Source organism: Streptomyces sp. WAC07094, from assembly GCF_036320405.1.
GTDB classification, from domain to species: Bacteria; Actinomycetota; Actinomycetes; order Streptomycetales; family Streptomycetaceae; genus Streptomyces; species Streptomyces lannensis.
Window position 1 is genome coordinate 1,159,792 of sequence record NZ_JAVMJZ010000001.1, and the last position, 24,727, is coordinate 1,184,518.

Annotated in this window: 23 protein-coding genes; 4 read left to right on the forward strand and 19 right to left on the reverse strand. The window is 70.9% G+C overall.

Annotated features, from left to right (window positions below; all coding sequences use genetic code 11):
* Positions 1-24: 24 nt before the first annotated feature.
* The 8 genes from RCR19_RS05205 to RCR19_RS05240 form a co-directional block, all read right to left on the reverse strand.
* Positions 25-1,224, reverse strand: a complete 1,200-nt coding sequence (locus tag RCR19_RS05205; protein WP_059127576.1) for a glycine C-acetyltransferase — start codon at positions 1,222-1,224, stop codon at positions 25-27.
* 159 nt (positions 1,225-1,383) lie between these two features.
* Complete coding sequence (gene tdh / locus RCR19_RS05210) at positions 1,384-2,412, reverse strand: L-threonine 3-dehydrogenase (protein WP_331264004.1); 1,029 nt, start codon at positions 2,410-2,412, stop codon at positions 1,384-1,386.
* Positions 2,413-2,557: 145 nt separating this feature from the next.
* Positions 2,558-3,130: a GAF domain-containing protein gene (locus RCR19_RS05215; RefSeq protein WP_331264005.1), complete on the reverse strand. Its 573-nt coding sequence runs from the start codon at positions 3,128-3,130 to the stop codon at positions 2,558-2,560.
* The gene (locus RCR19_RS05220) at positions 3,127-3,726 is read right to left on the reverse strand and encodes an ATP/GTP-binding protein (RefSeq protein WP_331264006.1); all 600 of its coding nucleotides are present in this window, start codon (positions 3,724-3,726) and stop codon (positions 3,127-3,129) included. The genes RCR19_RS05215 and RCR19_RS05220 overlap by 4 nt, the downstream gene beginning before the upstream one ends.
* Positions 3,704-4,081 (reverse strand): DUF742 domain-containing protein, encoded by a 378-nt coding sequence (locus RCR19_RS05225; RefSeq protein WP_331264007.1) that lies wholly within the window; start codon positions 4,079-4,081, stop codon positions 3,704-3,706. Before RCR19_RS05225 ends, RCR19_RS05220 begins: the two co-directional genes overlap by 23 nt.
* Positions 4,078-4,500, reverse strand: a complete 423-nt coding sequence (locus RCR19_RS05230; protein WP_331264008.1) for a roadblock/LC7 domain-containing protein — start codon at positions 4,498-4,500, stop codon at positions 4,078-4,080. Before RCR19_RS05230 ends, RCR19_RS05225 begins: the two co-directional genes overlap by 4 nt.
* A 56-nt stretch (positions 4,501-4,556) precedes the next feature.
* Entirely contained in the window at positions 4,557-6,548 is a 1,992-nt protein-coding gene (locus RCR19_RS05235) for an ATP-binding protein (RefSeq protein ID WP_331264009.1), read from the reverse strand.
* Between the two features lie 359 nt (positions 6,549-6,907).
* On the reverse strand, positions 6,908-8,125 hold the full coding sequence (locus RCR19_RS05240; protein WP_331264010.1) for an MBL fold metallo-hydrolase: 1,218 nt from the start codon (positions 8,123-8,125) through the stop codon (positions 6,908-6,910).
* A gap of 202 nt (positions 8,126-8,327) precedes the next feature.
* Between RCR19_RS05240 and RCR19_RS05245 the strand changes: the two genes are divergently transcribed.
* From RCR19_RS05245 to RCR19_RS05255, 3 genes are all read left to right on the forward strand, one after another.
* Positions 8,328-8,912 (forward strand): carboxymuconolactone decarboxylase family protein, encoded by a 585-nt coding sequence (locus tag RCR19_RS05245; RefSeq protein ID WP_331264011.1) that lies wholly within the window; start codon positions 8,328-8,330, stop codon positions 8,910-8,912.
* 75 nt (positions 8,913-8,987) lie between these two features.
* Positions 8,988-10,178, forward strand: coding sequence for a Glu/Leu/Phe/Val dehydrogenase dimerization domain-containing protein (locus RCR19_RS05250; protein WP_331264012.1), 1,191 nt, complete (start codon positions 8,988-8,990; stop codon positions 10,176-10,178).
* Between the two features lie 14 nt (positions 10,179-10,192).
* A complete protein-coding gene (locus RCR19_RS05255) occupies positions 10,193-10,813 on the forward strand; it encodes a TetR/AcrR family transcriptional regulator (RefSeq protein WP_331264013.1) in 621 nt (206 codons plus the stop codon).
* 120 nt (positions 10,814-10,933) lie between these two features.
* Here the strand turns inward: RCR19_RS05255 and RCR19_RS05260 are convergent, their stop codons facing one another.
* The gene (locus RCR19_RS05260) at positions 10,934-11,719 is read right to left on the reverse strand and encodes an SGNH/GDSL hydrolase family protein (protein WP_331269351.1); all 786 of its coding nucleotides are present in this window, start codon (positions 11,717-11,719) and stop codon (positions 10,934-10,936) included.
* Positions 11,720-12,035: 316 nt separating this feature from the next.
* Here RCR19_RS05260 and RCR19_RS05265 point away from each other — a divergent pair, with 316 nt between their 5' ends.
* Entirely contained in the window at positions 12,036-12,833 is a 798-nt protein-coding gene (locus tag RCR19_RS05265; RefSeq protein WP_331264014.1) for a tyrosine-protein phosphatase, read from the forward strand.
* 28 nt (positions 12,834-12,861) lie between these two features.
* Here RCR19_RS05265 and RCR19_RS05270 read toward each other — a convergent pair whose 3' ends face one another.
* The 10 genes from RCR19_RS05270 to hpnE form a co-directional block, all read right to left on the reverse strand.
* Positions 12,862-13,011: a DUF6126 family protein gene (locus tag RCR19_RS05270; protein WP_331264015.1), complete on the reverse strand. Its 150-nt coding sequence runs from the start codon at positions 13,009-13,011 to the stop codon at positions 12,862-12,864.
* Positions 13,008-13,625, reverse strand: coding sequence for an XRE family transcriptional regulator (locus RCR19_RS05275; RefSeq protein ID WP_331264016.1), 618 nt, complete (start codon positions 13,623-13,625; stop codon positions 13,008-13,010). The genes RCR19_RS05270 and RCR19_RS05275 overlap by 4 nt, the downstream gene beginning before the upstream one ends.
* A 75-nt stretch (positions 13,626-13,700) precedes the next feature.
* Positions 13,701-15,098 carry an aspartate aminotransferase family protein gene (locus RCR19_RS05280; protein WP_331264017.1) on the reverse strand — a complete coding sequence of 466 codons (1,398 nt, stop codon included), beginning with the start codon at positions 15,096-15,098 and terminating at the stop codon, positions 13,701-13,703.
* A complete protein-coding gene (gene dxs, locus RCR19_RS05285; RefSeq protein ID WP_331264018.1) occupies positions 15,095-16,990 on the reverse strand; it encodes a 1-deoxy-D-xylulose-5-phosphate synthase in 1,896 nt (631 codons plus the stop codon). Before dxs ends, RCR19_RS05280 begins: the two co-directional genes overlap by 4 nt.
* A 149-nt stretch (positions 16,991-17,139) precedes the next feature.
* Positions 17,140-18,297 (reverse strand): flavodoxin-dependent (E)-4-hydroxy-3-methylbut-2-enyl-diphosphate synthase, encoded by a 1,158-nt coding sequence (gene ispG, locus RCR19_RS05290; protein WP_331264019.1) that lies wholly within the window; start codon positions 18,295-18,297, stop codon positions 17,140-17,142.
* A 4-nt stretch (positions 18,298-18,301) separates the two neighbouring features.
* Entirely contained in the window at positions 18,302-19,327 is a 1,026-nt protein-coding gene (hpnH, locus tag RCR19_RS05295; protein ID WP_059131020.1) for an adenosyl-hopene transferase HpnH, read from the reverse strand.
* A gap of 5 nt (positions 19,328-19,332) precedes the next feature.
* Positions 19,333-19,974 carry a 1-hydroxy-2-methyl-2-butenyl 4-diphosphate reductase gene (locus tag RCR19_RS05300; protein ID WP_331264020.1) on the reverse strand — a complete coding sequence of 214 codons (642 nt, stop codon included), beginning with the start codon at positions 19,972-19,974 and terminating at the stop codon, positions 19,333-19,335.
* A complete protein-coding gene (shc, locus tag RCR19_RS05305; RefSeq protein ID WP_331264021.1) occupies positions 19,974-21,974 on the reverse strand; it encodes a squalene--hopene cyclase in 2,001 nt (666 codons plus the stop codon). The genes RCR19_RS05300 and shc overlap by 1 nt, the downstream gene beginning before the upstream one ends.
* A gap of 189 nt (positions 21,975-22,163) precedes the next feature.
* Positions 22,164-23,294, reverse strand: coding sequence for a polyprenyl synthetase family protein (locus tag RCR19_RS05310; protein ID WP_331264022.1), 1,131 nt, complete (start codon positions 23,292-23,294; stop codon positions 22,164-22,166).
* Positions 23,291-24,718, reverse strand: coding sequence for a hydroxysqualene dehydroxylase HpnE (hpnE, locus tag RCR19_RS05315; protein ID WP_331264023.1), 1,428 nt, complete (start codon positions 24,716-24,718; stop codon positions 23,291-23,293). The genes RCR19_RS05310 and hpnE overlap by 4 nt, the downstream gene beginning before the upstream one ends.
* Between the last annotated feature and the right edge of the window lie 9 nt (positions 24,719-24,727).

Genomic DNA, 24,727 nt, shown 5'->3' on the forward strand with positions numbered 1-24,727 from the left:
ATTATCGCAAGAGCGCGGGTCGTCTCAGGCCTCCAGCTCCGCCCGAGCAGCGACGAACGCGTCGACCGCGCGGTCCACGTCGTCCGTGGAGTGCGCGGCGGACAGCTGCACACGGATACGGGCCTGGCCCTGCGGGACCACCGGGTAGGAGAACCCGATGACGTAGACGCCGCGCTCCAGCAGCAGCTCGGCCATGCGGCCGGCTCGCGCCGCGTCACCGATCATGACCGGGGCGATGGCATGGTCGCCGGGCAGGATGTCGAAGCCCTCCTCCGTCATGCGGCGCCGGAAGAGCGCGGTGTTCTCGGCGAGCTTCTCGCGCAGGTCACCGGCCGACTCCAGCAGGTCGAGCACCTTGAGCGAGGCCGCCGCGATCACGGGGGCGAGCGTGTTCGAGAAGAGATAGGGCCGGGAGCGCTGGCGCAGCAGCGCGACGATCTCGGCGCGGGCGGCGACATAGCCGCCGGAGGCGCCGCCGAGCGCCTTGCCGAGCGTGCCGGTGATGACGTCGACACGGTCCATGACGCCGTGCAGCTCGGGGGTGCCGCGGCCACCGGGGCCGACGAAGCCCACGGCGTGCGAGTCGTCGACCATGACCATGGCGTCGTAGCGGTCGGCGAGGTCGCAGATCTCGCGCAGCGGCGCCACATAGCCGTCCATGGAGAAGACGCCGTCGGTGACGATCAGCTTGCGGCGCGCACCGCCCTCGGAGGCCTCCTTCAGCTGCTGCTCGAGGTCCGCCATGTCACGGTTGGCGTAGCGGAAGCGGCGGGCCTTGGACAGCCGGATGCCGTCGATGATCGAGGCGTGGTTGAGGGCGTCGGAGATGACGGCGTCCTCCGGACCGAGCAGGGTCTCGAACACACCGCCGTTGGCGTCGAAACAGGAGGAGTACAGGATCGTGTCCTCCTGGCCGAGGAACGCGGACAGCCGCGCCTCCAGCTCCTTGTGCACCTCCTGCGTACCGCAGATGAAGCGCACGGAGGCCATGCCGTAGCCCCAGCGGTCCAGGGCCTCGTGTGCCGCGGCGATCACCTCGGGGTGGTCGGCGAGCCCGAGGTAGTTGTTGGCGCAGAAGTTGAGCACCTCGCCCGGACGGCCGCCGGCGCTCACGCGCACGGTCGCGGACTGCGGGCTGTCGATCACGCGCTCGGGCTTGTGCAGCCCGGCGGCGCGGATCTCGTCGAGGGTGGCGCGGAGGTCGTCGCGCACGGAGTCGAACATCGGAAAAGCTCCTTGGGTGCGAAGGGCGAGTGGGGCGATGGGCGGTGCGGGCGTCGGGAGAGCGCCCCGGACGGGAGACCGCGCCCGATCCGGGGCGGCCGAACACGGTCGGCCTCTCGACGCCTGCTCAGACGGCCCGGGGGCGAACCGCACCGCGCATCAGACGGTCCAGTCGAGGATGATCTTGCCGCCCTTGCCGCTCGCCGCGTCCGCGAACGCCGCCTCGAAGTCGCGGTAGTCGTAACGGCCGGTGATCACGGGGGCCAGGTCGAGTCCGCCCTCCAGCAGGACCGACATCGCGTACCAGGTCTCGAACATCTCGCGCCCGTAGATGCCCTTGATCGTGATCATGGAAGTGACGATCCGGGACCAGTCGACGGGGAACTCCTGGGACGGCAGTCCGAGCATCGCGATCCGCCCGCCGTGCGTCATGTTCGCGATCATGTCGCGCATCGCCTCCGGGCGGCCCGACATCTCCAGACCGATGTCGAAGCCCTCGCGCAGCCCCAGCTCGCGCTGGCCGTCGGCGATGGTGGCCTCGGAGACGTTCAGCGCGAGGCTCACGCCGATCTTGCGTGCCAGCTCCAGCCGCTCCTCGCTGACGTCGGTGATGACGACGTTGCGGGCGCCCGCGTGGCGGGCCACGGCCGCGGCCATCAGACCGATCGGACCGGCCCCCGTGATCAGGACGTCCTCGCCGACCAGCGGGAAGGACAGAGCCGTGTGGACGGCGTTGCCGAAGGGGTCGAAGATCGCGGCGACATCCAGGTCGACGGGGACCCGGTGGACCCACACGTTCGAGGCGGGCAGCGCCACGTACTCGGCGAACGCACCGTCGCGTCCCACGCCGAGACCGACCGTCGCACGGCACAGATGGCGGCGGCCGGCGAGGCAGTTGCGGCACTTGCCGCACACCAGGTGGCCCTCTCCGCTGACCCGGTCACCGATCTTCACCTCGGTGACGTCCCGGCCCGTTTCGACGACCTCGCCGACGAACTCGTGCCCGACGACCAGCGGGGGGCGGATGGACCGCTGCGCCCAGCCGTCCCAGGAGCGGATGTGCAGATCGGTACCGCAGATCCCGGTCCGCAGGACCTTGATCAGTACGTCACCGGGGCCGACCTGCGGCTCCGGGACGTCGGTGAGCCAAAGTCCCGGTTCAGCCTTGTCCTTGACCAGCGCCTTCAACGCTACGGCTCCTGTGGGTGCGATCCCGGAACCGGGCATGCCGAAGGAGCCCCTACCGGGAGGAGAGATGAGATCACTCAGAAATCTGCCGTACCGGCGGCGCCCGGTCCATCGAGGATTTCTTAAGCTCGGCCGCAGCTTTCCTTCACGCCCTGTCTCCGGCGGCGCCGGTCCGTTCCTGCTCGATCCGCTCGGCCAGTTCCGCGGCGAGCGCCTTGATGGTCTCCAGTCCCGACCGGCCCCAGGGGCGCGGTTCGAGGTCGATCGCGCAGACCGTGCCGAGGGCGAGGCCCTCCCGGTCGACGAGCGGGGCGCCCATGTACGAACGGACGCCGAGTTCGTCCACGACCGGGTTGGAGGCGAAGCGCGGGTAGTCGCGGATGTCCTCGAGCACGAGCGCCTTGCCCCGGACCACGACATGCGGACAGAAGCCGTACTCGCGGCCGAGGTGACGGACCGGTTCCGGGTCCGCGCCGTCCGCTTCGGCGACGGCGACGAGCGGCCGGTCGCCGGGCTGGTGGAGTCCCGCAAAGAACTGCCGGTGCTCGCCGACGAAGTTCACCATCGCGTAGGGCGCGGCGGCGACGTCGGCGACGCGGTCGGCGAACGCGTCGAACTCCGGTTCCGCGCGCTCCCCGAGACCCAGCAGGCGCAGCCGCTGGACGCGCGCGGCGGCGCCCTTGTCCTCCGGGGTCAGCAGCAGTCGCCCCGGGGTCATGCGCGGGCCCCCGGGCTCGTGGCCGCCGCCGGGGAAAGCGCGAGGAGATGACGGACGAGCGTGAGCAGGGTCTGCACGCCCGAGCTGGAGATCCGGGCGTCACAGCACACGACGGGGATCTCGGGGGCGAGGTCCAGGGCGGAGCGCACCTCCTCCCGGCCGTAGCGGTGACCGCCGTCGAACTCGTTGACGGCGACGACGAATCCGAGGCCGCGCTGCTCGAAGAAGTCGACGGCGGCGAAGCAGTCCTCCAACCGCCGGGTGTCGGCGAGGATCACCGCCCCGAGCGCGCCCTCGGAGAGCTCGTCCCACATGAACCAGAACCGCTCCTGTCCGGGAGTCCCGAACAGATACAGCACATGCCGCGCATCGAGGGTGATACGGCCGAAGTCCATCGCCACGGTCGTCTCGACCTTGTTCTCGATGCCCTCGAGGCTGTCGGTCGCGGCACCGACCGTGGTGAGCAGTTCCTCCGTGCTCAGCGGCGCGATCTCGCTGACCGCGCCCACGAAGGTCGTCTTGCCCACCCCGAACCCTCCCGCCACCAGGATCTTCAGGGCGGTGGGGAAGGGGTCAGAGCTTTCGTCGTAATCCATCGAGCACTGCCTCCAGAAGGGACCGGTCGGTGGGGTTGTGGTGGTGGGCGGGGGACTTGGTGGTGAGCGCCCCGCAGTCGACGAGGTCGGACAGCAGCACCTTGGTCACCGCCGCCGGAAGCCTCAGGTGAGCGGCCAGTTCGGCGACCGAGACGGGTGCCCGGCACAGGTCGAGCGCCTCGCGGTGTTCGGGGCCGAGGTAGCCCAGGGGGACGACACCGGTGGTCCTCACCTGGGACAGCAGGTCGAACGCGGTGCTCGGCCGGGTGCGGCCGCCGCTGACCGTGTAGGGACGTACGAGCCGTCCGGCTGCGGCGTCGAGCCAGGGGCCATCGCCCGCCGCGGTGACGTTCAAGGCCGGGTCGCCGTGGAGCGGCGCGGAGCGGTCACGAGATACGGCCGCACGCTCTTGACGAGCATCGCCATCTCGTAGCCGAGGACAGCGGCATCGGCCTCGCGGTCGGCGAGGACGGCGAGACAGGTGCCCGCGCCCGCGGTCGTGACGAACAGCAGCGTGGAGTCGAGTTCGACGACGATCTGCCGGACGTCACCCCCGTCGCCGAAGCGGACGCCCGCGCTGCGGCCGAGGGAGTGCAGGCCGGAGGCCAGGGCGGCCATGTGGTCGGCGCTGTCCGGGTCGAGGCCGTGGACGGACTTCACGAGCCCGTCGCAGGACAGGAGGACCGCGCTCGTGGTGTGCGGCACGCGCTGCACGAGCCCGCTCATCAGCCAGTCGAGGTCGGAGGCATGGGCGGTCGGCACTTCGCTCGCCATGATGGATCGACTCCTTGGGGTTCGCGGGTCTGCGGGAGCGGGCGGGGTCGGTGTGGTCATCCGGGCGGTGCACTCCCGTCCTGCCGGACGGTCCGTTCCCGGTCGGGCTCGTGTCGGGCGTGCACCTCGGCGGTGCGCGCCCGGTCCCCGGCCGGTGCTTCGGCGAGGGGCGACGGCGTGTCGTCGGGGAACGCCGGCTCGCGATACGGGACGTCCGACCCTGCCTCTTGGTGCCGGTCGGGGACGGCCCCCGCATCGGCGTCCGGCTCGTCGTGGCCGGGCTCCGCCTGCGCACGTGCCTCCGCGAGGCCGATGCCCCGTTGGAAGGCGGCCATCAGGCCCGGGTCATGGCCGATGTGCTGCTCGCCCTCCTGGTGTGCGGGCGGCGTCGGTCCTCCACGAAGCTGGGGTGCCAGGTGCTCCTGGGCGCGCCGGCGGGGCAGCCGGGGCTTGCCCATCGTGCCGCGGACGGTACCGACCAGGGGAGCCGGCCGTCTGTCGATGGGCCGCTCGACGATCGGCCGGTCGCCGGCACGGAGTCCGGGCAGGGCCTCGGCCGGGTTGGGCCGGGGGCTGTCGGCTTCGCGCACGGGCAGCGGGGAGCGGTCGCGCTCGTCCGGGACCGGATCGTCGCCCGGCCACTGCGATCCGCGCACCGCCGGCTGGTCGGAACCTCCGAGAGGCGGGTGTGCGGCCCGCGCGCCCCGGGGCGGGGGGACGTGCGGGCGGTGGTTTCCGGGAGCGATCTCCTGCGGGCCTGCGGCACCGGGGGTCGCGACCGGTCCGGTGTCGGGGTCGGTCGCCTGCGGCTCCTGGGGCGCCGCGCCTCCGGCCGTGCCGGGAGCCGGACCGATCAGCCCCTGCGGCACCACGAGCACCGCCTGGACACCGCCGTAGATGTTGGTCTGCAGCCGGACCTGGATGCCGTGCCTGCGGGCGAGTTGCGAGACCACGAACAGGCCGATGCGGCCGTCGGCCAGCAGGCCGGCGACGTTGACCTGGTCCGGGTCGGCCAACAGGGTGTTCATCCGGCTCAGTTCGGCCTGCGGCATGCCGAGCCCGCGGTCCTCGACCTCGATGGCGAGCCCGGAGGTGACCTGGCCGGCGCGTAGCAGGACCTGGGTGTGCGGAGCCGAGAACACCGTTGCGTTCTCGACGAGTTCGGCCAGCAGGTGGATGACGTCGGCGACGGCGTGGCCGTGCAGGGTGCCGTCCACCGGCGGTACGAGCTTGACCCGTGCGTACTGCTCGACCTCGGCGACGGCCGAGCGCAGCACTTCGGTCATCGGGACCGGATTGCTCCACTGACGGCGCGAGACCGCACCGCCGAGCACGGCGAGATTCTCCGCGTGGCGCCGGATGCGGGTGGCGAGGTGGTCGACGTGGAAGAGGCCCTTGAGCAGGTCGGGGTCCTCGATCTCGTTCTCCAGCTCGTCGAGGATCGAGATCTCCCGGTGCACGAGGGACTGCAGGCGCCGCGCGAGGTTCAGGAAGACTTCGAGCTTCTGCTCGCTGCCGGTCTGGCTGGAGAGCTGTGCCGCTTGCAGGACCGCGGCGGAGGCGCCGTCGTGGGCCCGCGACAACTCGTCGGCGAGCAACTCGAACTCGTCGCCGTCCTTGGTGGGTCTGCCGCGGGGTGTGCGCGTGGGCGGAGTGTCACCGCGGCGGATCGCCTCGACCAGGGCCCGCAGGTCTGCCTCACCGCGCGCGCTGGTGCGGCGCAGCATCTCGAGCCGCTCCGCGACGGATGTGGCGGCGCGTTCGGCGGCCACGGCGGCGATCGCGATGCCCGCGAAGGCCACTCCGAGGGCGCCCGCGAACACGGCCCACATCAACAGCGTGGGGCGCGCGCCGGTGGCACGGACGGTGAAGAGCACGGCGGCGGAGGCGCTGAGGGTCACCGCGACGCAGGGCAGGACCGCCAGACGCAGCAACCGGGGCCGTATGGCGGTGGCGGGGGGCGCGGGGACGGTTTGGGCGACCGGTCGCCCGTGCCGCCCGCCCTCACGGCGGTCTGCGCGTGCGGCCGGTGCGCGAAGGTGAGACATCGGCGTCCTCGTACTCGGTGCGTCGGGGGCGTGGGGTCCCCGCGGTCTGCGCGACTCGGGCATGCGCCATCGCGGCGCCGGGTCGGGAAGGCCGTGGAATGGCGGCCCTCCGTCGCGCGGCGGCAACTCAGCGTAGTCGCGTTGAAGGCATGCGCGGAGGGCTGTGGACAAAGTCCTCCGGAGAGCTTCCCGCTCTGGTATGACGCGTCGTACGACCGACCGATAACCAACCGGACACGCGTTCCTACCGCAGAAGCGAACCGATCAGAGCTGGTCAGAAGCGGTCGGGAACAAAAGGCGAGGGCCGAGGAGCCCTGTGCTCCTCGGCCCTCGCCGTGGTCCCGCGTCCGCCCGGAAGGTCAGCCCGCGGGGACCGTCTCCGGCTCCCCGGATCCCGCGGTGCCCTCACCCGGGACGTCACCCGGAGTGTCGGCGACGGCCACGGGCGCGGGCCAGCCGCCCTCCGGCTCGACCGCGACCCCGCGCCACCAGGGCTCCGACGGCACGGTCGGAGCCGTCGGCTCGAAGGGCTCACCCGGGCGCGGCAGCGCGACCTGCGCTCCGGCCGCCCGCGCGGCCTCGACGGTGCCCTCGCCGGGCTCGGCCCAGGGGTGCGGCGCCAGGTTGAACGTGGCCCAGTGGATCGGCAGCATCACACCCTGCGGGCTGCCCCCCTGGAGGTCGAGGTGGGCGCGCATGCCCTCCTCGGGCGTCATGTGGATGTCGGGCCAGTACTCCGAATAGGCGCCGATCTGGATCATCGTGGCGTCGAACGGGCCGTGCGCGGCGCCGATGTCCTTGAACCCGTCGAAATACCCGGTGTCGCCGCTGTGGTAGATCCGGTGCTCGTCGCCGGCCACGGCCCAGGACGCCCACAGGGTGTGCTGCCGGTTGCGCAGACCGCGGCCGCAGAAGTGGCGGGCCGGGGTGGCGGTCAGGCTCAGGCCGCCGACCTTCGTCGTCTCGTTCCAGTCCAGCTCGCGCAGCCGGTCTGCCGAGACGCCCCAGTGCTCCAGGTGGGCGCCCACGCCGAGCGGTATCGCGAACACGGTGTCCGTCCCCGCCAGTGCCTTGATGGTGGGCAGGTCGAGATGGTCGTAGTGGTCGTGCGAGATGACGACGACGTCGACCGGGCCGAGCGCGGCGAGCGGCAGCGGCACCGGATGCAGGCGCTTGGGGCCGGCGAAGTCGAAGGGCGAGCAGCGCTCCCCCCACACCGGGTCGAACAGCACCCGGTGCCCGTCGATCTCGGCGAGCACACTGGAGTGCCCCATCCACGTCAGCCGCAGTCCGCTCGCGGGAGGCCGGGCAAGATCGGCGTACGTCGTCGGATGCACGGGCACGGTGCCGGACGGGGCGCGGCGGACCCGGGCGTCCTTGCGGAAGTAGACCTTCGTCAGCTCCAGCGTGGAACCGCCGGACGGGCGGGTCCGGGTGCCCTCGGGGTTCACGAAGACGCCGTCCGCGAAGTGCGGCGACCTGCGGATGCGCGCCAGGCGCTCCCCGCTCGGATCCGCGCCGAAAGCGGCGGGCCGCAGCGCTCGGAGCCCCGAGCTCAGGGAACGTGAACCGGACACAGGACCTCCAGTGGAGTCGATGAGATCTTCCATTATTGTCGGCCCCTCCTCCGACGACGGGCCTGCCGTGCCACAGTGCGACCTCGGCGGCGCACAGCGCGACGCGTGCGGGCCCGCATGTCACATCCGGGGGGTGGCGGTTCGTCGCAACGGTGCGGGCGCTCGCGAAGGGCGCCCCGGAACGACGCACTGGAGGTGCCCCATGGCCCGAGTCTCCCTGACCCCGCGCCGCACGTTCTTCTTCCGCTTCATGGAGTGGTACTCGAAGAAGACCTACGGCAAGGTCCTGGACCCCGGCAAGGCGCTGGCCCATCAGCCGGACGTGCTGCGGGCCGATCTGCGCTTCGAGCGGTCGGTCGCCAAGTGGAACCGGCTCGACGCCGACCTCAAGGCGCTGGCCGAGATGGCGACGGCCGCGTCGGTCGGCTGCTCCTGGTGCATGGACTTCGGCTACTGGGTGAGCCGGGAACGCGGCATGGCCCGCGAGAAGCTCGTCGACGTGCCACGCTGGCGCGAGAGCGGCGCCTACACGGAACTGGAGCGCGACGTCATGGCGTACGCCGAGGCCATGACGGCCGCCCCGCCCACCGTCGACGACGAGCTCGCCGCCCGGCTCGTCGGCCGGCTCGGCGAGCCGGCCTTCGTCGAGCTGACGGCGATGGTGGCGGTGGAGAACCTGCGCTCGCGCGTCAATGCGGCGCTGGGCCTGACGAGTCAGGGCTTCAAGGACTCGTGCGATGTGCCGCAGGGTGCGGAGCCGGTGTCCACCGCACACCAGAGGCGGTAGAAAGCCCTCGAAGGGCGGCTCCCGCGCATCGGGTCCCGGGCAGGCAACTGAATCACCGTTCAGTACAGTGGGCTCATGACCACCGATCGGGGCGCGCCCCTCATCACGCTCGTCTGGACCGACCACATCACCGGCCACCGGGGCTACCTCGTCGTCGACCGCCTCGTCCGGGGCGTCGCCAGCGGCGGGCTGCGGATGCGGCCCGGCTGCACCCTGGACGAGGTCGCCGGGCTGGCCCGCGGCATGACCATGAAAGAGGCGCTGCACTACAACCCGCGGGGCCGCTACGTCCCGCTGGGCGGCGCCAAGGGCGGCATCGACTGCGATCCCCGCGCCCCGGAGGCCTACGACGTCCTGGTGCGCTATCTGCGCGCGATGCGGCCGTACGTCGAGACGGTCTGGACCACCGGGGAGGACCTGGGCCTCACCCAGGACCTGGTGGACCGCGCGGCCGCCGAGGCGGGACTGGTGTCGTCGATCCAGGCCGTGTACCCCCTGCTCACCGACGAGGCGGCGGCCCGGGAACGGCTCGCCGACGCCTTCGCCGTGGAGGTGGACGGAATCGGTCTGGACGCGCTGGTCGGCGGGTGCGGGGTCGCCGAGTCCGTGCTGACCGCCCTGGACCGGGCCGGCGTGCCGTATGCGGGCACCCGGGTGGCGGTGCAGGGCTTCGGCACCATGGGTGGGGCCACGGCGCGGTTCCTGGCGCGTGCGGGACTGTCGGTCGTCGCGGTCGCCGATGTGAAGGGCACCGTCGCCCATCCCGACGGACTCGACGTGGAGGCGCTGCTCGCGGCGCGCGACGCCTACGGGACGGTGGACCGGGGGGCACTGCGCCCCGCCGACCGCGAACTGTCCGGGGACGCCTGGCTGTCGGCCGAGGCCGAGGTGCTGGTGCCCGCCGCGGTCTCGTACGCCATCGACACCGAGAACCAGGAGCACATCACGGCACGGTGGATCGTCGAGGCGGCCAACATGCCGGTGCTGCCCGACGCGGAGGACCTGCTCGCCGCGCGCGGGGTGAGCGTGCTGCCGGACGTGGTGGTCAACTCCGGGACCAACGCCTGGTGGTGGTGGACGCTGTTCGGTGACGTGGGCGCCGACGCGGACGAGGCCTTCGCCTACACACGACGCTCGATGCGGGACCTGGTCGGCCGGATGCTGGACCGGGCGCAGGCCGACGGGACGAGTCCGCGGACGGCCGCGCACGCGCTCGTGGCGGACCGACTGCCGCTGATCGCCGAGCGGTTCGGCTGGTACCGGTGACGTAGGGTTGCCGCGTGACGAGGGTGCGGTTGAACGTGGCCCAGCGGCGTGAGGAACTGCTGCGGGCCGCCGTGGAGCAGATCGAGGCGCGGGGCGTCGCGGCGGTGCGGATCGCCGACGTGGCCTCGGCACTCGGTGTGAGCAACGCACTGGTCCTGTACCACTTCTCGACCAAGGAGAAGCTGGTCTCGGAGGCGTTCGCGTACGCCGCCGAGGACGATCTGGCGCATCTGCGCAAACTGCTCGGGCGCCGTACGTCGGCCCTGCGCCGCCTGCGCGCGGCGGTGCGCTGGTACGCGCCGACCGGGCAGGCCAAGGGCTGGCGGCTGTGGATCGAGGGCTGGGCGGCGTCACTGCGGGAGCCCGCGCTGCGCGAGGTCACGCGAGGCCTCGACCGGCAGTGGAAGGCCGGGATCACCGAGGTTCTGATGGAAGGGGTCGCGGCCGGCGAGTTCCGGTGCGCCGACCCGGCGGGCACCGCGATACGGCTGACAGCGCTCCTGGACGGGCTGGCCGTGCAGATGACGGCGTACAAGGGCACGGTGGCGCGAGCACGGGCGCAGGAGTGGGTGGACGAGGCGCTCGCCCGCGAACTGGGCGTGGATCGCGCCGCGTTGACGGAGCCGAAGGGCTGACGCCGGTCTGCTCCGCCGGGTCGGCGGCATACGTCGACGCGGTACGGTCCGGCGCGTGCCCGGACCCGGCGTATCGGGGCCCCGGGCACGCGCCGGACCGTACCGGCAGGAGGGGCCGGTTCAGACCGCCTTCGCGATGCGCATCTTGATGTCGTCCGGCGACAGGGCGCCCTTCGCCACGACACGGTCCCCCGAGGACTCGCCGCGCAACCGCCGTCCGATCCACGGAACCAGGTACTCACGCGCCCAGTGGATGTCGTCGCGCCGTACCTCGAGCGTGCCGCGCGGCGGCAGCGGCGGCCAGGCCTGGTCGGGGTCTGCGGGCACCTCGACGCCGAGCACCTGTCCCGCCCGCAGAGCCACGCGGGTGTGCCCCTCGGGCGAGAGGTGCAGACGGTCGTCGTCCCAGGCGCGCCGGTCCTGGACGGTCTTCAGCGACCACAGGTCGAGCACCGGGCAGCCGTACCGGTCGGCGATCGCCCGGACATGCCCGTTGTACGTGGCTATCTTGCCGCGCAGATGCTTGAACACGGGGACGCCGCGGGTGTCGAAGCCCGTCGTCACCATCACCGTGCCGACCGCGGAGGTCAGGGCGGCGATGGCATGCTCGAAACGCTCGGCGACGTCGTCGGGGTCGGTGCCCGGCCGGATGATGTCGTTCCCGCCCGCGCAGAAGGACACCAGGTCCGGGGCGAGTTCGACGGCCTTCGGTAGCTGGTGCGCGACGATCTGGTCGAGCAGTTTGCCACGCACGGCGAGGTTCGTGTACGTGAAGGCGCCTTCGGGCCGCCGATCGGCGAGGAGCACCGCGAACCGGTCGGCCCAGCCGACGAACTGCCCGTCGGGGCCGGGGTCGCCGACGCCCTCGGTGAAGCTGTCCCCCACCGCCACGTACGACCCGATCACTGATCTGTTGTCACTCTTCGAATCGTCTGCCACGTCGGTCCATGATTCACCTTGCGATGTGAGCTACGCGACCGTAGGCAGGGGTTGACGGACGGTGAGATAAGCCACGCGCCGAATTCGGTCCGATCCGGAATAACACTCCCAACGCCGATGTTGGGGGAGCCACTGCACACGGAGGCCGGGACGGGCCGCCGGCGGTCGTGACCGCGGGACGAGGGACAGGTCGCCGTCGATCATCGGCCGACAAACCCATGTCGTATCGTCGAAGCTCGGCCCCTCGGCGAGCAGCGCCGGCGGACGGATGGGAGGAGCCCTCGTGACGCAGCAGGTCCCGTCGACCGAGCCCGAGCTGACCGGGGTGCGCAACTTCCGCGACGTGGGCGGTCTGCCGACCGTGGACGGGCGGCGCGTGCGGCACGGAGTGCTCTTCCGGAGCGGCCACCTCGCCCATGCGACGGAGAAGGACGCAGCGTTCCTCGGCTCCCTCGGCCTGCACACGGTCTTCGACTTCCGCAATGCGGCGGACAAGAAGCTCGAGGGGCCCGACGTCGAGCTCCCCGGGGTGCGCAACGTCAGTCTTCCGCTCACCGATCCGGCGGACGGGGCCGAGTTCTGGAAGATGGTCAGGGACGGCGACATCGAGCAGCTGCGCGCGCTCCTCGCCGAGGGCAGGGCCGCGAACCGCATGATCGTCTCCTACCGAACCATCATCCGGGAGCGCACGGCCGAACACTCCCAGGTGCTGCGCTCCCTGGCCGAGGACAGCGTGCCCGCGCTGATGCACTGCGCGGCCGGCAAGGACCGCGCGGGACTGTCGATCGCGGTGACGCTGCTGGCCCTCGGGGTCGAGCGGGAGGCGATCGTCGCGGACTACCTGGAGTCCAACGCGAAGCACCGCCGCTACAAGGTGCACCGCAACGGTTCGTCGCCCGACACGTACTCCCCCGAGGTGATGGAGCTGCTCAGCCCGCTCTTCGACGCGCGCGCCGAGTATCTGGCCGCGGCGATCGACACCGTCGAGGAGACCTGGGGCGGTGTCGAGGACTATCTGGAGCGCGGGCTCGGGCTCACGCCGACACTGCGGGAGCGGCTGCGCGGTCGTCTGCTGGACTGAGTCGCCCGCGCCGCCGCGGCAGGGCCGGTTACTTCGCCCCTACCTCGAACAGCAGATAGATGAACCCGGCGAAGAGGTGGCCGACGGCGATGTAGACGATCAGGCGGACCCACAGGGCACGGGGGAACTTCTCCTCCATGTCCCTGCGCTGGGGGCGGGTCTCCGGCTGTTCGGTCATGGCATTTCTCCAGGGGTGGGTCCGAGGCACAACGTGGCGGTCGGGCTCTGCAGCAGGGTGTGGACGAAGAGCAGATCGGTGCCGCCGTGGTCGGCGGCGGCGATGCGGTGCGGGGTCAGCGAGTCGAAGTGCGCGCTGTCCCCGGTTGCGAGCACATGGGTGGTGTCCCCCAGCCGCAGGCGCAGCCGCCCGCTCAGCACGTACAGCCACTCCTCGCCCGGGTGGACGCGCACGATGTCGCCCTGCGCGCCGTGCGGGACGTGGACGCGGAGCGCCTGCATGCCGCGGCCCGGTGCGCCGGCCTGCCAGTACGTCCAGCCGCCCGCCCGGGTCGGCTCCATGTCGGGGGCGCGGACGACCGCCTCCTGGTCGGCGACGGTCTCGCCGAGCAGTTCGGAGACGGTCGTACCGTAGATACGGGCGAGTGCGAGCAGCATCGGCAGCGAGGGCTGGCGCTGCCCGGTCTCGAGCCGGGAGAGGTGTGCGGGCGAGAGCCCGGCGGCACGGGCCGCGGCCTCGAGGGTGAGCGAGGCGCGGCGCCGCAGCGCGCGCAGCTGCGGCGCGACGGCGGTAAGGTCCTCGCCGGGCCCGGGCTCGTTCTCGGGAGAGCTCATGCTCTCTATTCAGCCGCAGGTTTGCCTCTGCGGCAAATTTATTGCCTCAGAGGCAAAGCCCCTCCGGTGCGCGGCTCAGCGGTTGGCCACCGCCTGCTTGATCAGGGTCTTTCCGAAGTCCCACATCAGTCCCCCACCGTGCGCGTCGTCCATGACGGCGGTGAAGGCCTCCACGAACCGGTCCACGTCGCGCTCGTCGACGGTCAGCGGCGGGATCAGCTTGATCACCTCCAGATGGTCGCCGGACACCTGGGTGAGGATCCGGTGCCGTTGCAGCAGCGGGACGACGACCATCTGTGCGAACAGCCCCTTGCGGGCCGTCTGGAGCATGGTCCACCGGCCGCGCAGCTTCAGTGAGCTGGGCCTGCCGAACTCGATCCCGATCATGAGTCCACGCCCGCGTACGTCGCTGAGCAGCTCGTACTTGTCGACAAGTGTGGCGAGACGGGATTTCAGCTGCTCCCCCACGGCGCGGGCGTTCGCGACGATCTGCTCGTTCTCCATGGCGGAGAGAACCGCGAGCCCGGCCGCCATCGCCTGCGCGTTCGATCCGAAACTCGCCGAGTGCACCAGCACCCGGTCCATGGACGAGTAGACCTTCTTGAAGATCCATTCCTTGCCGAGGGTGGCGCCGACCGGTACATAGCCACCGGACAGCGCCTTCGCCACGCACACCAGGTCCGGCTCGACGCCGCCCTCGTACTGGTAGGCGTAGAAGTCCCCGGTACGGCCGAGACCGGTCTGCACCTCGTCCGCGATCAGCAGGGCCTTGTGCTTGTGCAGCAGCTCCTGCGCGGCCTGGAGATAGCCGGGCGGCGCCTCGTGGACGCCCTTGCCCTGGATGGGCTCGACGATGAGGGCCGCCACGTCCCCCTTCCTGAGCTCCCGTGCCAGGGCGTCGAGATCGCCCAGCGGAACCGCCGTGTCGGGCAGCAGCGGGGCGAACCCGTCGCGGAAGCCGCGCTCGCCGTTCACCGACAGCGAGCCGGTCGTCAGACCGTGGAAGGCGTGCTCGCAGTACAGGATGCGCGGCTTGCCGGTGGCGAAGCGGGCGAACTTCAGCGCGGTCTCGACCGCCTCGGTGCCGCTGTTGCCGAAGAACACCCTGTCCATGTGCGGACTGTGGCTCAGCAGCTTCTCCGCCAGCAGCCCGGGCAGCGGCTGGCAGTCGAAGCGGGTGAGGTCGGCGAGCTGTGCGTCCAGGACGTCGTGCAGCGCCTTGCGGACCACGGGGTGGTGGCGGCCGAGGCCCATCACCCCGAACCCGGCGAGCATGTCCAGGTAGTCGTTGCCGTCGGCGTCCCAGAAGTGGGCGCCCTCGGCCCGCTCGTAGACCTTGTCGAAGCCGATGGTGTGGAGCATGCGCGGGAGCTGGTGGTTGAGATACCTGGTGTGCAGCTCGTAGCGCTCGGCCCCGCGCTCGGCCAGGAGCGCTCCGAGGTCGAAGTCGCGGTTCCCGGAAGGGGTGGTCATTCGTGCTTCTCCTTGGACGGCTCATCCTTGACGGCCAGGCTCGCGCTGATCCGCCCCGCGACCTCGACGGGCGTGAGCCCGATGTCGGCGAGCAACTCGCCCCGCTTGGCGTGCGCGAGGAACTGCTCCGGGATCCCGAAGCGCCGCACCGGCACGTCGACGTCGGCGTCCGAGAGCGTCAGGGCGACCGCCGAGCCGACACCCGCGGCCCGGCTGTTGTCCTCGACGACCGCGACGAGGCGGTGTTCGGCGGCCAGGCCCGGGAGCCCGGGGTCGACGGGCTTGACCCAGCGGGGGTCGACGACCGTGCAGCCGATGCCGCGTGCCTGGAGCAGCTCCGCGGCCTGGAGGCAGACGGGAGCCATGACGCCGACGGCCACCATGAGCACCTCGGGGCGGTCGGCGCGGTGCAGTACATCGAGGCCGCCCACCCGGTCCACCGCCGGGATCGCCGGACCCACCGACTCCTTCGGGAAACGGATCAGGGTGGGTGCGTCGTCGACGGCGACCGCCTCCCGCAGCTGCGCGCGCAACTGGTCGGCATCGCGTGGCGCGGCGATCCTGAGGCCCGGTACCACCTGCAGCACCGACATGTCCCACATGCCGTTGTGCGACGGTCCGTCGACGCCCGTCACGCCGGCCCGGTCCAGGACGAACGTGACACCGCAGCGGTGCAGGGCCACGTCCATGAGGAGCTGGTCGAAGGCACGGTTGAGGAACGTCGCGTAGACGGCGACGACCGGATGGAGTCCTCCTGTCGCAAGGCCGGCCGCGGAGACGGCCGCGTGCTGCTCGGCGATGCCCACGTCCCACACCCGGTCCGGAAAGCGCTCGGCGAACTTGGCCAGGCCCACCGGGTGCAGCATGGCCGCCGTGATCGCCACGACGTCCTCGCGCTCCTCGCCGATCCGCGCGATCTCGTCCCCGAAGACCGACGTCCACGACGGCCCGCCCGAGGGCGCGAGGGGCTCGCAGGTGAGCGGGTCCATCACGCCGACCGTGTGGAAGTGGTCCTCCTCGTGGGCGAGCGCGGGCTCGTAGCCGCGGCCCTTCTCGGTGAGGCAGTGGATCAGTACGGGACCGTGGAATCGCTTGGCGCGCCGCAGCGCCGACTCGACGGCCCGGATGTCGTGTCCGTCGATCGGGCCGACGTACTTCAGCCCCAGGTCCTCGAACAGGCCCTGGGGCGCGAACGCGTCCTTGAAGCCCTTCTTGGCGCCGTGCAGGGCCTCGTAGACGGTGGTGCCGACGACGGGTGTGCGCTGGAGCACGTCCTTGCCCCAGGCCAGCACCCTCTCGTAGCCGTCGGTCGTCCGCAGGGTGGCCAGATGGTTGGCGAGGCCGCCTATGGTCGGCGCGTACGAGCGCTCGTTGTCGTTGACGACGACGATGAGCGGGCGGTCCTTGGCCGCGGCGATGTTGTTGAGCGCCTCCCAGGCCATGCCGCCGGTGAGGGCGCCGTCGCCGATGACCGCGACGACATGGCCCTTCTCCCCCTGCACCTGACGGGCCTTGGCGAGCCCGTCGGCCCAGCCGAGTGCGGTCGACGCGTGACTGTTCTCGATGATGTCGTGCTCGGACTCCTCGCGGGAGGGATAGCCGGAGAGGCCCCCCTTGCCGCGCAGCTTGGAGAAATCCTGACGCCCTGTCAGCAGCTTGTGCACATAGCTCTGGTGGCCGGTGTCCCACAGAATGCGGTCGACCGGTGACTCGAAGGCCCGGTGGAGCGCGATGGAGAGTTCCACCACCCCCAGATTGGGCCCCAGGTGACCGCCCGTCCTGGCGACCGCGTGGACCAGGAACTCCCTGATCTCCTCGGCCAGTCGGCCCAGCTCCACCTCGGACAGCGCCTTCAGGTCGCGTGGTCCCCGGATGCTCTCCAGAATCGTCACGCTCGGGCCTCCCCTATTTTTCGAATCGCCTCCTGAGCGCAGAAGCCGGTGTCGAGAAGACGACCAGGCCCGGCCCTGAGGGCCGGGCCCGCACGTCGTCACCTTCTCGGCACCGTCGCGCTCCTTCACATCACTCACAGGTAAGTCGTTCAAGCGACGGTGACGGCCGGCTCGCCGGATGCGACGCCGTCCTTCTCCATCTGCTCGGCGAGCTTCATGGCCTCCTCGATCAGGGTCTCCACGATCTTCGACTCGGGCACCGTCTTGATGACCTCACCCTTCACAAAGATCTGACCCTTGCCATTGCCGGACGCGACACCCAGATCCGCCTCACGCGCCTCACCCGGACCATTGACCACACAGCCCATCACCGCGACCCGCAGCGGAACCTCCATCCCCTCCAGCCCCGCCGTGACCTCCTCGGCCAACTTGTACACATCCACCTGCGCACGACCGCACGACGGACACGACACGATCTCCAGACCACGCTCCCGAAGACCCAACGACTCCAGAATCTGCGCGCCCACCTTCACCTCCTCCACCGGAGGAGCCGACAACGACACACGAATCGTGTCACCGATGCCCTGCGACAACAGCGCACCGAACGCCACCGCCGACTTCACCGTGCCCTGGAACGCCGGACCCGCCTCCGTCACACCCAGATGCAACGGATACTCACACTGCGCCGCAAGCTGCCGATACGCCTCGATCATCACAACCGGATCGTTGTGCTTCACCGAGATCTTGATGTCCCGGAAATCATGCTCCTCGAACAACGACGCCTCCCACAGCGCCGACTCCACCAGCGCCTCCGGAGTCGCCCTGCCGTACTTCTGCAGCAACCGCCGGTCCAACGACCCCGCGTTCACCCCGATCCGAATCGGCGTCCCATGATCCTTGGCCGCCTTCGCGATCTCCCGCACCTTGTCGTCGAACTGCTTGATATTGCCCGGATTCACCCGCACCGCCGCACAACCCGCCTCGATCGCGGCGAACACATACTTCGGCTGGAAGTGAATGTCCGCGATCACCGGGATCTGCGACTTCCGCGCAATCGTCGCCAACGCATCCGCATCATCCTGCGTCGGACACGCCACCCGCACGATCTGGCAACCCGACGCCGTCAACTCCGCGATCTGCTGCAACGTCGCACCGATGTCCGACGTACGCGTCGTCGTCATCGACTGCACCGACACCGGAGCGCCGCCCCCGACCGCCACCGGCCCGACCTGGATCTGCCGCGACACACGTCGCTGCGCGACGGGCCGAGCCGGCACCTCGGGGACACCCAAGGAAACGGCGGTCATGACATCACCGCTGCTTTCCGGTGGTCATGGTCTCGCGTGCGGCCCGCAGGGACTCCTTCAGGGACCCCATGGTGGCGAGCACGGCGGTCGGCTCGTAGCCGCAGTGCGCCATGCAGTTGGCGCAGCGCGGGTCCTTGCCCCGGCCGTACTGGTCCCAGTCGGTCTCCTCGAGCAGCTGCTTGTACGTGGCCACGTACCCGTCGCTCATCAGGTAGCAGGGCTTCTGCCAGCCGAAGAGGGAGTAGCTCGGGATCGCCCACGCGGTGCACGGGAAGTCGACCTTGCCCTCGAGGAAGTCCAGGAAGAGCGGGCTCTGGTTGAGCCGCCACCGCCTGCGGTTGCCGCCGGAGAAGGCCTTCTTGAACAGCTCCCGGGTCTGCTGCACACCGAGGAAGTGCTCCTGGTCGGGCGCCTTCTCGTAGGCGTAGGCGGGCGAGAGCATCATCTCGTCCACCTCCAGATCGTCGTTGAGGAAGTTCAGCACCTCGACGATGGTCTGCGGGGTGTCCGTGTTGAAGAAGGTCGAGTTGGTGGTCACCCGGAAGCCGCGCCGCTTGGCCTCCTTGATGGCCTCCACCGCCTCGTCGAAGGTGCCCTCCTTGGCCACCGACGCGTCGTGCCGCTCGCGCAGCCCGTCGATGTGCACGGCCCAGGCGAAGTACGGCGAGGGCTTGAACTTGTCCATCTTCTTGCGCATCAGCAGTGCGTTGGTGCACAGGAAGACGAACTTCTTCTTGGCCACCAACTGCCGCACGATCTCGTCGATCTGCGGATGCATCAACGGTTCGCCGCCCGCGATGGACACCATCGGGGCGCCGGACTCGAGGACCGCGCCCACGGCCTGGGCGACAGGCATGCGCTGCTTGAGCACGCCGGCCGGATGCTGGATCTTTCCGCAGCCCTCGCACTTGAGGTTGCAGGCGAAGAGTGGTTCCAGTTCGACCAGCAGCGCGAACTTGTCCCGCCTCTTGATTTTCTGTTCAAACAGGTATGTAGCGACCTTGATGGACTGGCGCAGCGGCATGGCCATCTGGCTCACCTCCGAGGGAGCAGCAAAGAACGGTGCCATTCGAAGAAAGCGGGAAGGACGGCACGCAGGACGCGGAAAGCTGATATTCCACCGCGCAACGTGCCGATACGGACAAGTTCATGTTCTGGAGCGTCCACGACCACCCGGACGGCCGCAACCGGGCGCTCGCCCGTGCGTACGGCTCCGTGGATCGTGGCCGCGGACTCCATGTCGACCGCGATCGCTCCGGTCGCGAGCAGCTCAGACCGCTCCTGACCTCGGACGACATGGTCCGAGCCGGTGAGCGGCCCGGTGTGGACGGTGCGCCCAGGAAGGGCGCGTGCGAGTTCCTTGACGAGTAGATCGGTGCCCACGCACGCGGTGGTGCCGCGCGGGTCCCGGGTCTCCTCGGCGACGACCAGGTCACCGGGGTGCATCCCCGGTGCCAGGCCGGCGCAGAAACCGGTGGCGACGACGGCCGCCCCGGCGAGGGCGGGGTCGTCGAGCACCCGGGTGACCGAGCGTTCGGCCGCCCGGGGGCCCATACCCGTACGGAGCAGGGTGACGGGCCCGTCGGCACCCGCGTGACCGCCACTGCGCAGGGCGAGGTGCTCGATGCCGAGCGCGCAGGCGATCAGCAACGGGAGCTGTTCGGGCTTGTGGCTCATCAGCTCCCCTTGGCCCCGGCGAACGGCTCGCCGTTGACGTAGCGGCCGAGGGCCGTGAGCGGGAAGACCTGCCGGTACAGGTGGTAGTTGATGGAGAAGTCCCACGGGAAGCCCGTGCCGGTGAAGTGGGGCTCGTCCCAGGACCCGTCCTCGCGCTGGGTCCGGGCGAGGAAGTCGACTCCCCGCTCCACGGCCTTGCTCTCGCTCTCCCCCGCCGCGAGCAGCGCGAGCAGCGCCCACGCCGTCTGCGAGGCGGTGGAGGCTCCCCGGCCGCTCCATTCCTGGACGTACTTGTAGGAGCGCAGGTCCTCGCCCCAGCCGCCGTCGTCGTTCTGCACGCTCTCCAGCCAGGCGACGGCCCGGCGGATCGCGGGGTGCGAACCCGGGATGCCCGCGGCCACCAGCGCCGGCACCACCGAACCTGTGCCATACACGTAATTGACGCCCCAGCGACCGAACCATGAACCGTCCGGCTCCTGTTCGGCCAGCAGCCACTCGATCCCCCGCCGGGTGCGCGGGTCGTGGGAGAGCCCTTCGACCGCGAGCATCTCCACGACGTGCGCGGTGACGTCGGCCGACGGCGGGTCGATGACCTCACCGAAGTCGCAGAACGGCAGCCGGTTGGGGAACGCGCTGGTGTTGTCGACGTCGAACGCGCCCCATGCGCCGTTCTTGGACTGCATGCCGAGGTTCCAGCGCACCCCGCGCCCGATGGCCTGCTCGAGGCGCTCCCGGTCCTGGTGCTTCACGCGGCGCAGGGCGAGCACCACCTCGGCGGTGTCGTCGATGTCGGGGTAGTTGTCGTTGTGGAACTCGAACGCCCAGCCGCCCGGCGGCAGTTGGGGGCGTTTCACCGACCAGTCTCCGGGCCGGGTGATCTCCTCGCCGAGCATCCACTCCGCGGCCTTCACCAACTGCGGGTGGTCGGCCGGCACTCCCGCGTCGGCGAGCGCGATGGTCGCGAGGCAGGTGTCCCACACCGGGGACTGACACGCCTCGATCATGCGGGCACCGTCCTCGCGCCACACCGCGAAGCGGTCGAGCGACGCGATGCCCTCGCGCAGCACGGGGTGTTCGAGGTCGTAGCCGAGCAGGTGCAGGGCGATGACCGAGTACACCGCGGGCGGCTGGATGCCGCCCCAGCAGCCGTCGTTCTCCTGCCGCTCGATGATCCAGCGCGATGCGGCCTTCATGGCGGCGGCGCGCAGCCGGCGCGGGGCGACCTTGCGGAACTGGTGCAGGGCCTTGTCCAGACGCTGGAAGGCTCCGTCCCAACTGGCCACCGGGGCCAGGTCCTTGGCCGGGTTGGGGTTGTCCGCGTCGGTGTGCAGCTCGTCCAGCGGGAACGGGGCGGGACGCACCGGGCGCTTCGCCGAGACGACGGTGAGCGGCACGATGGTCTGACGCGCCCAGCAGCCGAAGTCGTAGATGTTCAGCGGCATCCACTTCGGGAAGTAGATGAGTTCCGGCGGCAGTTCGGGCAGGTCCTCCCACTTCCACCAGCCGAACAGGGCGAGCCAGATGCGGGTGAAGACCCGGGAGGCGGCGACGCCGCCCTGTTCGCGGACCCATGCGGACGCCCGTGCCATGTGGGGCTCGTCCGGCGTGTCGCCGGCCAGGCGCAGCGCCACGTACGCCTCGATGGTGGTGGACAGTTCGCCCGGCCCGCCGTAGAAGGTGGCCCAGGTGCCGTCCTCGCGCTGCTCGCCGCGGATGAACAGCGCGGCTGCCTGCGTGGTCCTCTCGTCGCGGATCCCCAGGAACTGGCGGAGCAGCAGGTCCTCTGCGTCCATCGTGACGTTCGTCTCGAGGTCGCCCTTCCACCAGCCCTGGGCGTCCTGCTCCGCGAGCAGGAAATCTGTCGCGCGCCGCATGGCGCGTTCGGCGGCGTGTCGAATGCCGACCGTCCCGGCCGCCTCCGGGAGCGGTTCGTCTGTTTCGGTGGCCGAGTCGGCGCGGGGCGGTAGCGCCCCTGTGCTTCCGTCGGTCGTCGCTGTCATGGCTTCCCCTTCGTGCAGTCATACAAGTAGTGCTGCTGTGGGTCCGCCGTCGGCCGCTGTGCTTGCCCGATGCGGGTTCCCTCACTCCCGGGAGTCCCCCCGCCCGAGCGAGCCGGGACTTGAGGGAGGAATCGAGAGCGGGGAAGGCACCGGCCGGCGACTACGCGAGGTGTGTTCGACCGATAGTGATCATCTCTTTCGTACGACGACGAAGTCGGCGAGCGCCGTGAACCGTGCGCGCACCTCCTGGGGCATCCGGACCGACTCCAGGGCCTGGACGGCGATGGTGTGCTGGCGACGCGCCTCCTGGGTGGTCCACTCGCGGCCGCCCGCCTCCTCGATGAGGGCGGCCCGCGCGGCGAACTCCTCCTCGGAGAAGTTCTCGAAGTCGCTGCTCTTGGCGTCCTCGGCGAGCATCTCCCCCAGGCGCTCGGAGGCGGGACCGCCCGCCGCCAGGGCGGCCACCACCGGCAGGGACTTCTTGCGCTGGCGCAGGTCGCTCCAGGTCTGCTTTCCGGTTGCCTCCGGGTCGCCCCAGATGCCGAGGAGGTCGTCGACGGCCTGGAACGCGAGGCCGAGGTGGTAGCCGTACTTCTCCAGGGTGTCGGCGGTGGCGTCGTCGGCGCCGCCGAGGACCGCGCCGATGGAGGAGGCACAGGCGAGCAGGGCGCCCGTCTTGTTGCCCTCCATCTCCAGGCACTCCTCGACACTGACGCGGTCGCGGTGCTCGTAGGAGATGTCCTGGGCCTGACCGTCGATCAGGGCGCGGGTGGCCCTGGTCAGACGACGGGTGGCGCGACCGGCCTCGACGGTGCCGAGCTCCAGCAGAATCTCGTTGGCCAGGGCGAACAGGGCGTCACCGACGAGGATGGCCTGCGCGGGACCGTGCACCTTCCAGACGGTGTCCCGGTGTCGGCGCTGTTCGTCGCCGTCCATCAGGTCGTCGTGCAGCAGCGAGAAGTTGTGCACCAGCTCGACCGCGACCGCGCCCGGTACCCCCACCTCCGGCGCCCTGCCCGCGGCCTGCGCGGACAGCAGGGCGAGCGCGGGGCGCACCGCCTTTCCGCCGTCGCCGTCCGCGGGCCTGCCCTCGGCGTCGATCCAGCCGAAGTGGTAGGCGGCGACGGTGTCCATGGGCGGCGCCAGCCGGTCCACTGCCTCCCGCAGCACCGGGGTGGCCAGGTTCCGGCCGCGCTCCAGAAGCGCGGACACGGCCACCGCGTCGGCAGCCGTCTCGGCCGGGGGCACAGTGGGCACAGTCTCTCCTCTTGTCGCGATACCGGGGGTGCGGGGGTCAGCCCCGTACGATCGGACGCTCACGCCGCCTCCTCGAAGAGGCCGGACAGGTGCGCGCCGGACCGGCCCAGGGCGGCCAGGGCGGCACCCGCCGCGCCGACTCCGCTGCGGACCGCACTTTCCATGGTCGCGGGCCACCCGGTGGCGGTCCACGCTCCGGCCAGGTAGAGGCCGGGGGCATTGGTGCGGGCGCCGGGCCGCAACCGCCCGACGCCCGGGGTGGGGGCGAACGTCGCTGTGCGCTCCCGGGTCACGAAGAAGTCCTTGACCTCGGCGTCGCGGGCACCCGGCAACAACCGCTCCAGCTCGGGCAGATAGCGCTCGCGCAGCACGGCGACCGGTTCGTCGATCTCGTCCTGTGCCGCCGACTGCGACAGTGCCAGGTACTGGCCCTCGCGCAGTCCCGAGGCCTCGGTGCGGTCGAAGACCCACTGGACCGGGGAGCCCAGAGCGGCGAAGAACGGCCGTCCGAGCACCTTGCGGTCGTAGACGACATGGATGTTGAGGATCGGTGCCGTGCCGATCTCGAGCAGCCGTTCGGGGGCGTCGAGGGCTCCGGCCGGCAGCAGGCCGTGCGCCTCGCGCTGGGGGACGGCGAGGACGACCGCGTCGGTCTCGATGCGTTCGCCGGGAACCTGAACGCTCCAGTTCCTGTTTTCGTCATGGGAGATGGAGGTGACGCGTGTACGGACCTCGGTACGCACGCCCGCGGAGTCGAGCGCCTTGCGGGCCAGCCGGTCGTGCAGTTCGCCCAGCGGGACGCGAGCCCAACCGATGTCGGCCGCGCCAGGGTCGGACAGCAGACCCGTCTTGAACACCATCGCGGCGAGCCCGAGCGAGGCGTCTTCGGCCACCGCGTTGAGGGTGGCGACCCCGACCAGGTCCCACAGTGCCTCGATGGCACGCGCCGACTGACCGTGCGCGGCCAGCCAGCTGCCGAAGTCCTGCGCGTCGAGCGCGGGATCCGCGAGGTCCAGTGTGCGGAGCGCCAATGCGGCGCGCCCGACTCTGGCGCGCTCCGCGAGGGAGAGGTGCGGGTAGGTGGCCAGGCTGCGCCCGAGATGCAGGGGCACGGGCAGCGCGTCGCGCCGAAGTCTGCCCAGCCGTCGTCCCGGTGCGGCGTCCGCGTCGAGAACGGGCACGTCGAGACGATCCTGCAGCGGGGCGAGCGCGGCGGCGTCGATGCGGTCGAGGAACCACCGGTACGCGGTGCAGCAGCGCAGATAGACGTGCTGGCCGTTGTCGACGGTGAGGTTGCCGCGCTCGAAGGAGAAGGCGAGACCGCCGAGGCGGGGGCGTCCCTCCAGCAGCGTGACCTGCACGCCCGCGTCGGCGAGCGCGAGCGCGGCGGTGATCCCGGCGAGTCCGCCTCCGACCACCACGGCGGAGGTTCCCGAGCGCCCGGAGGCGTCCTGAACCGGGCCCTCCGGCAGTGTGCCGTCGCTCATCGTGCATCC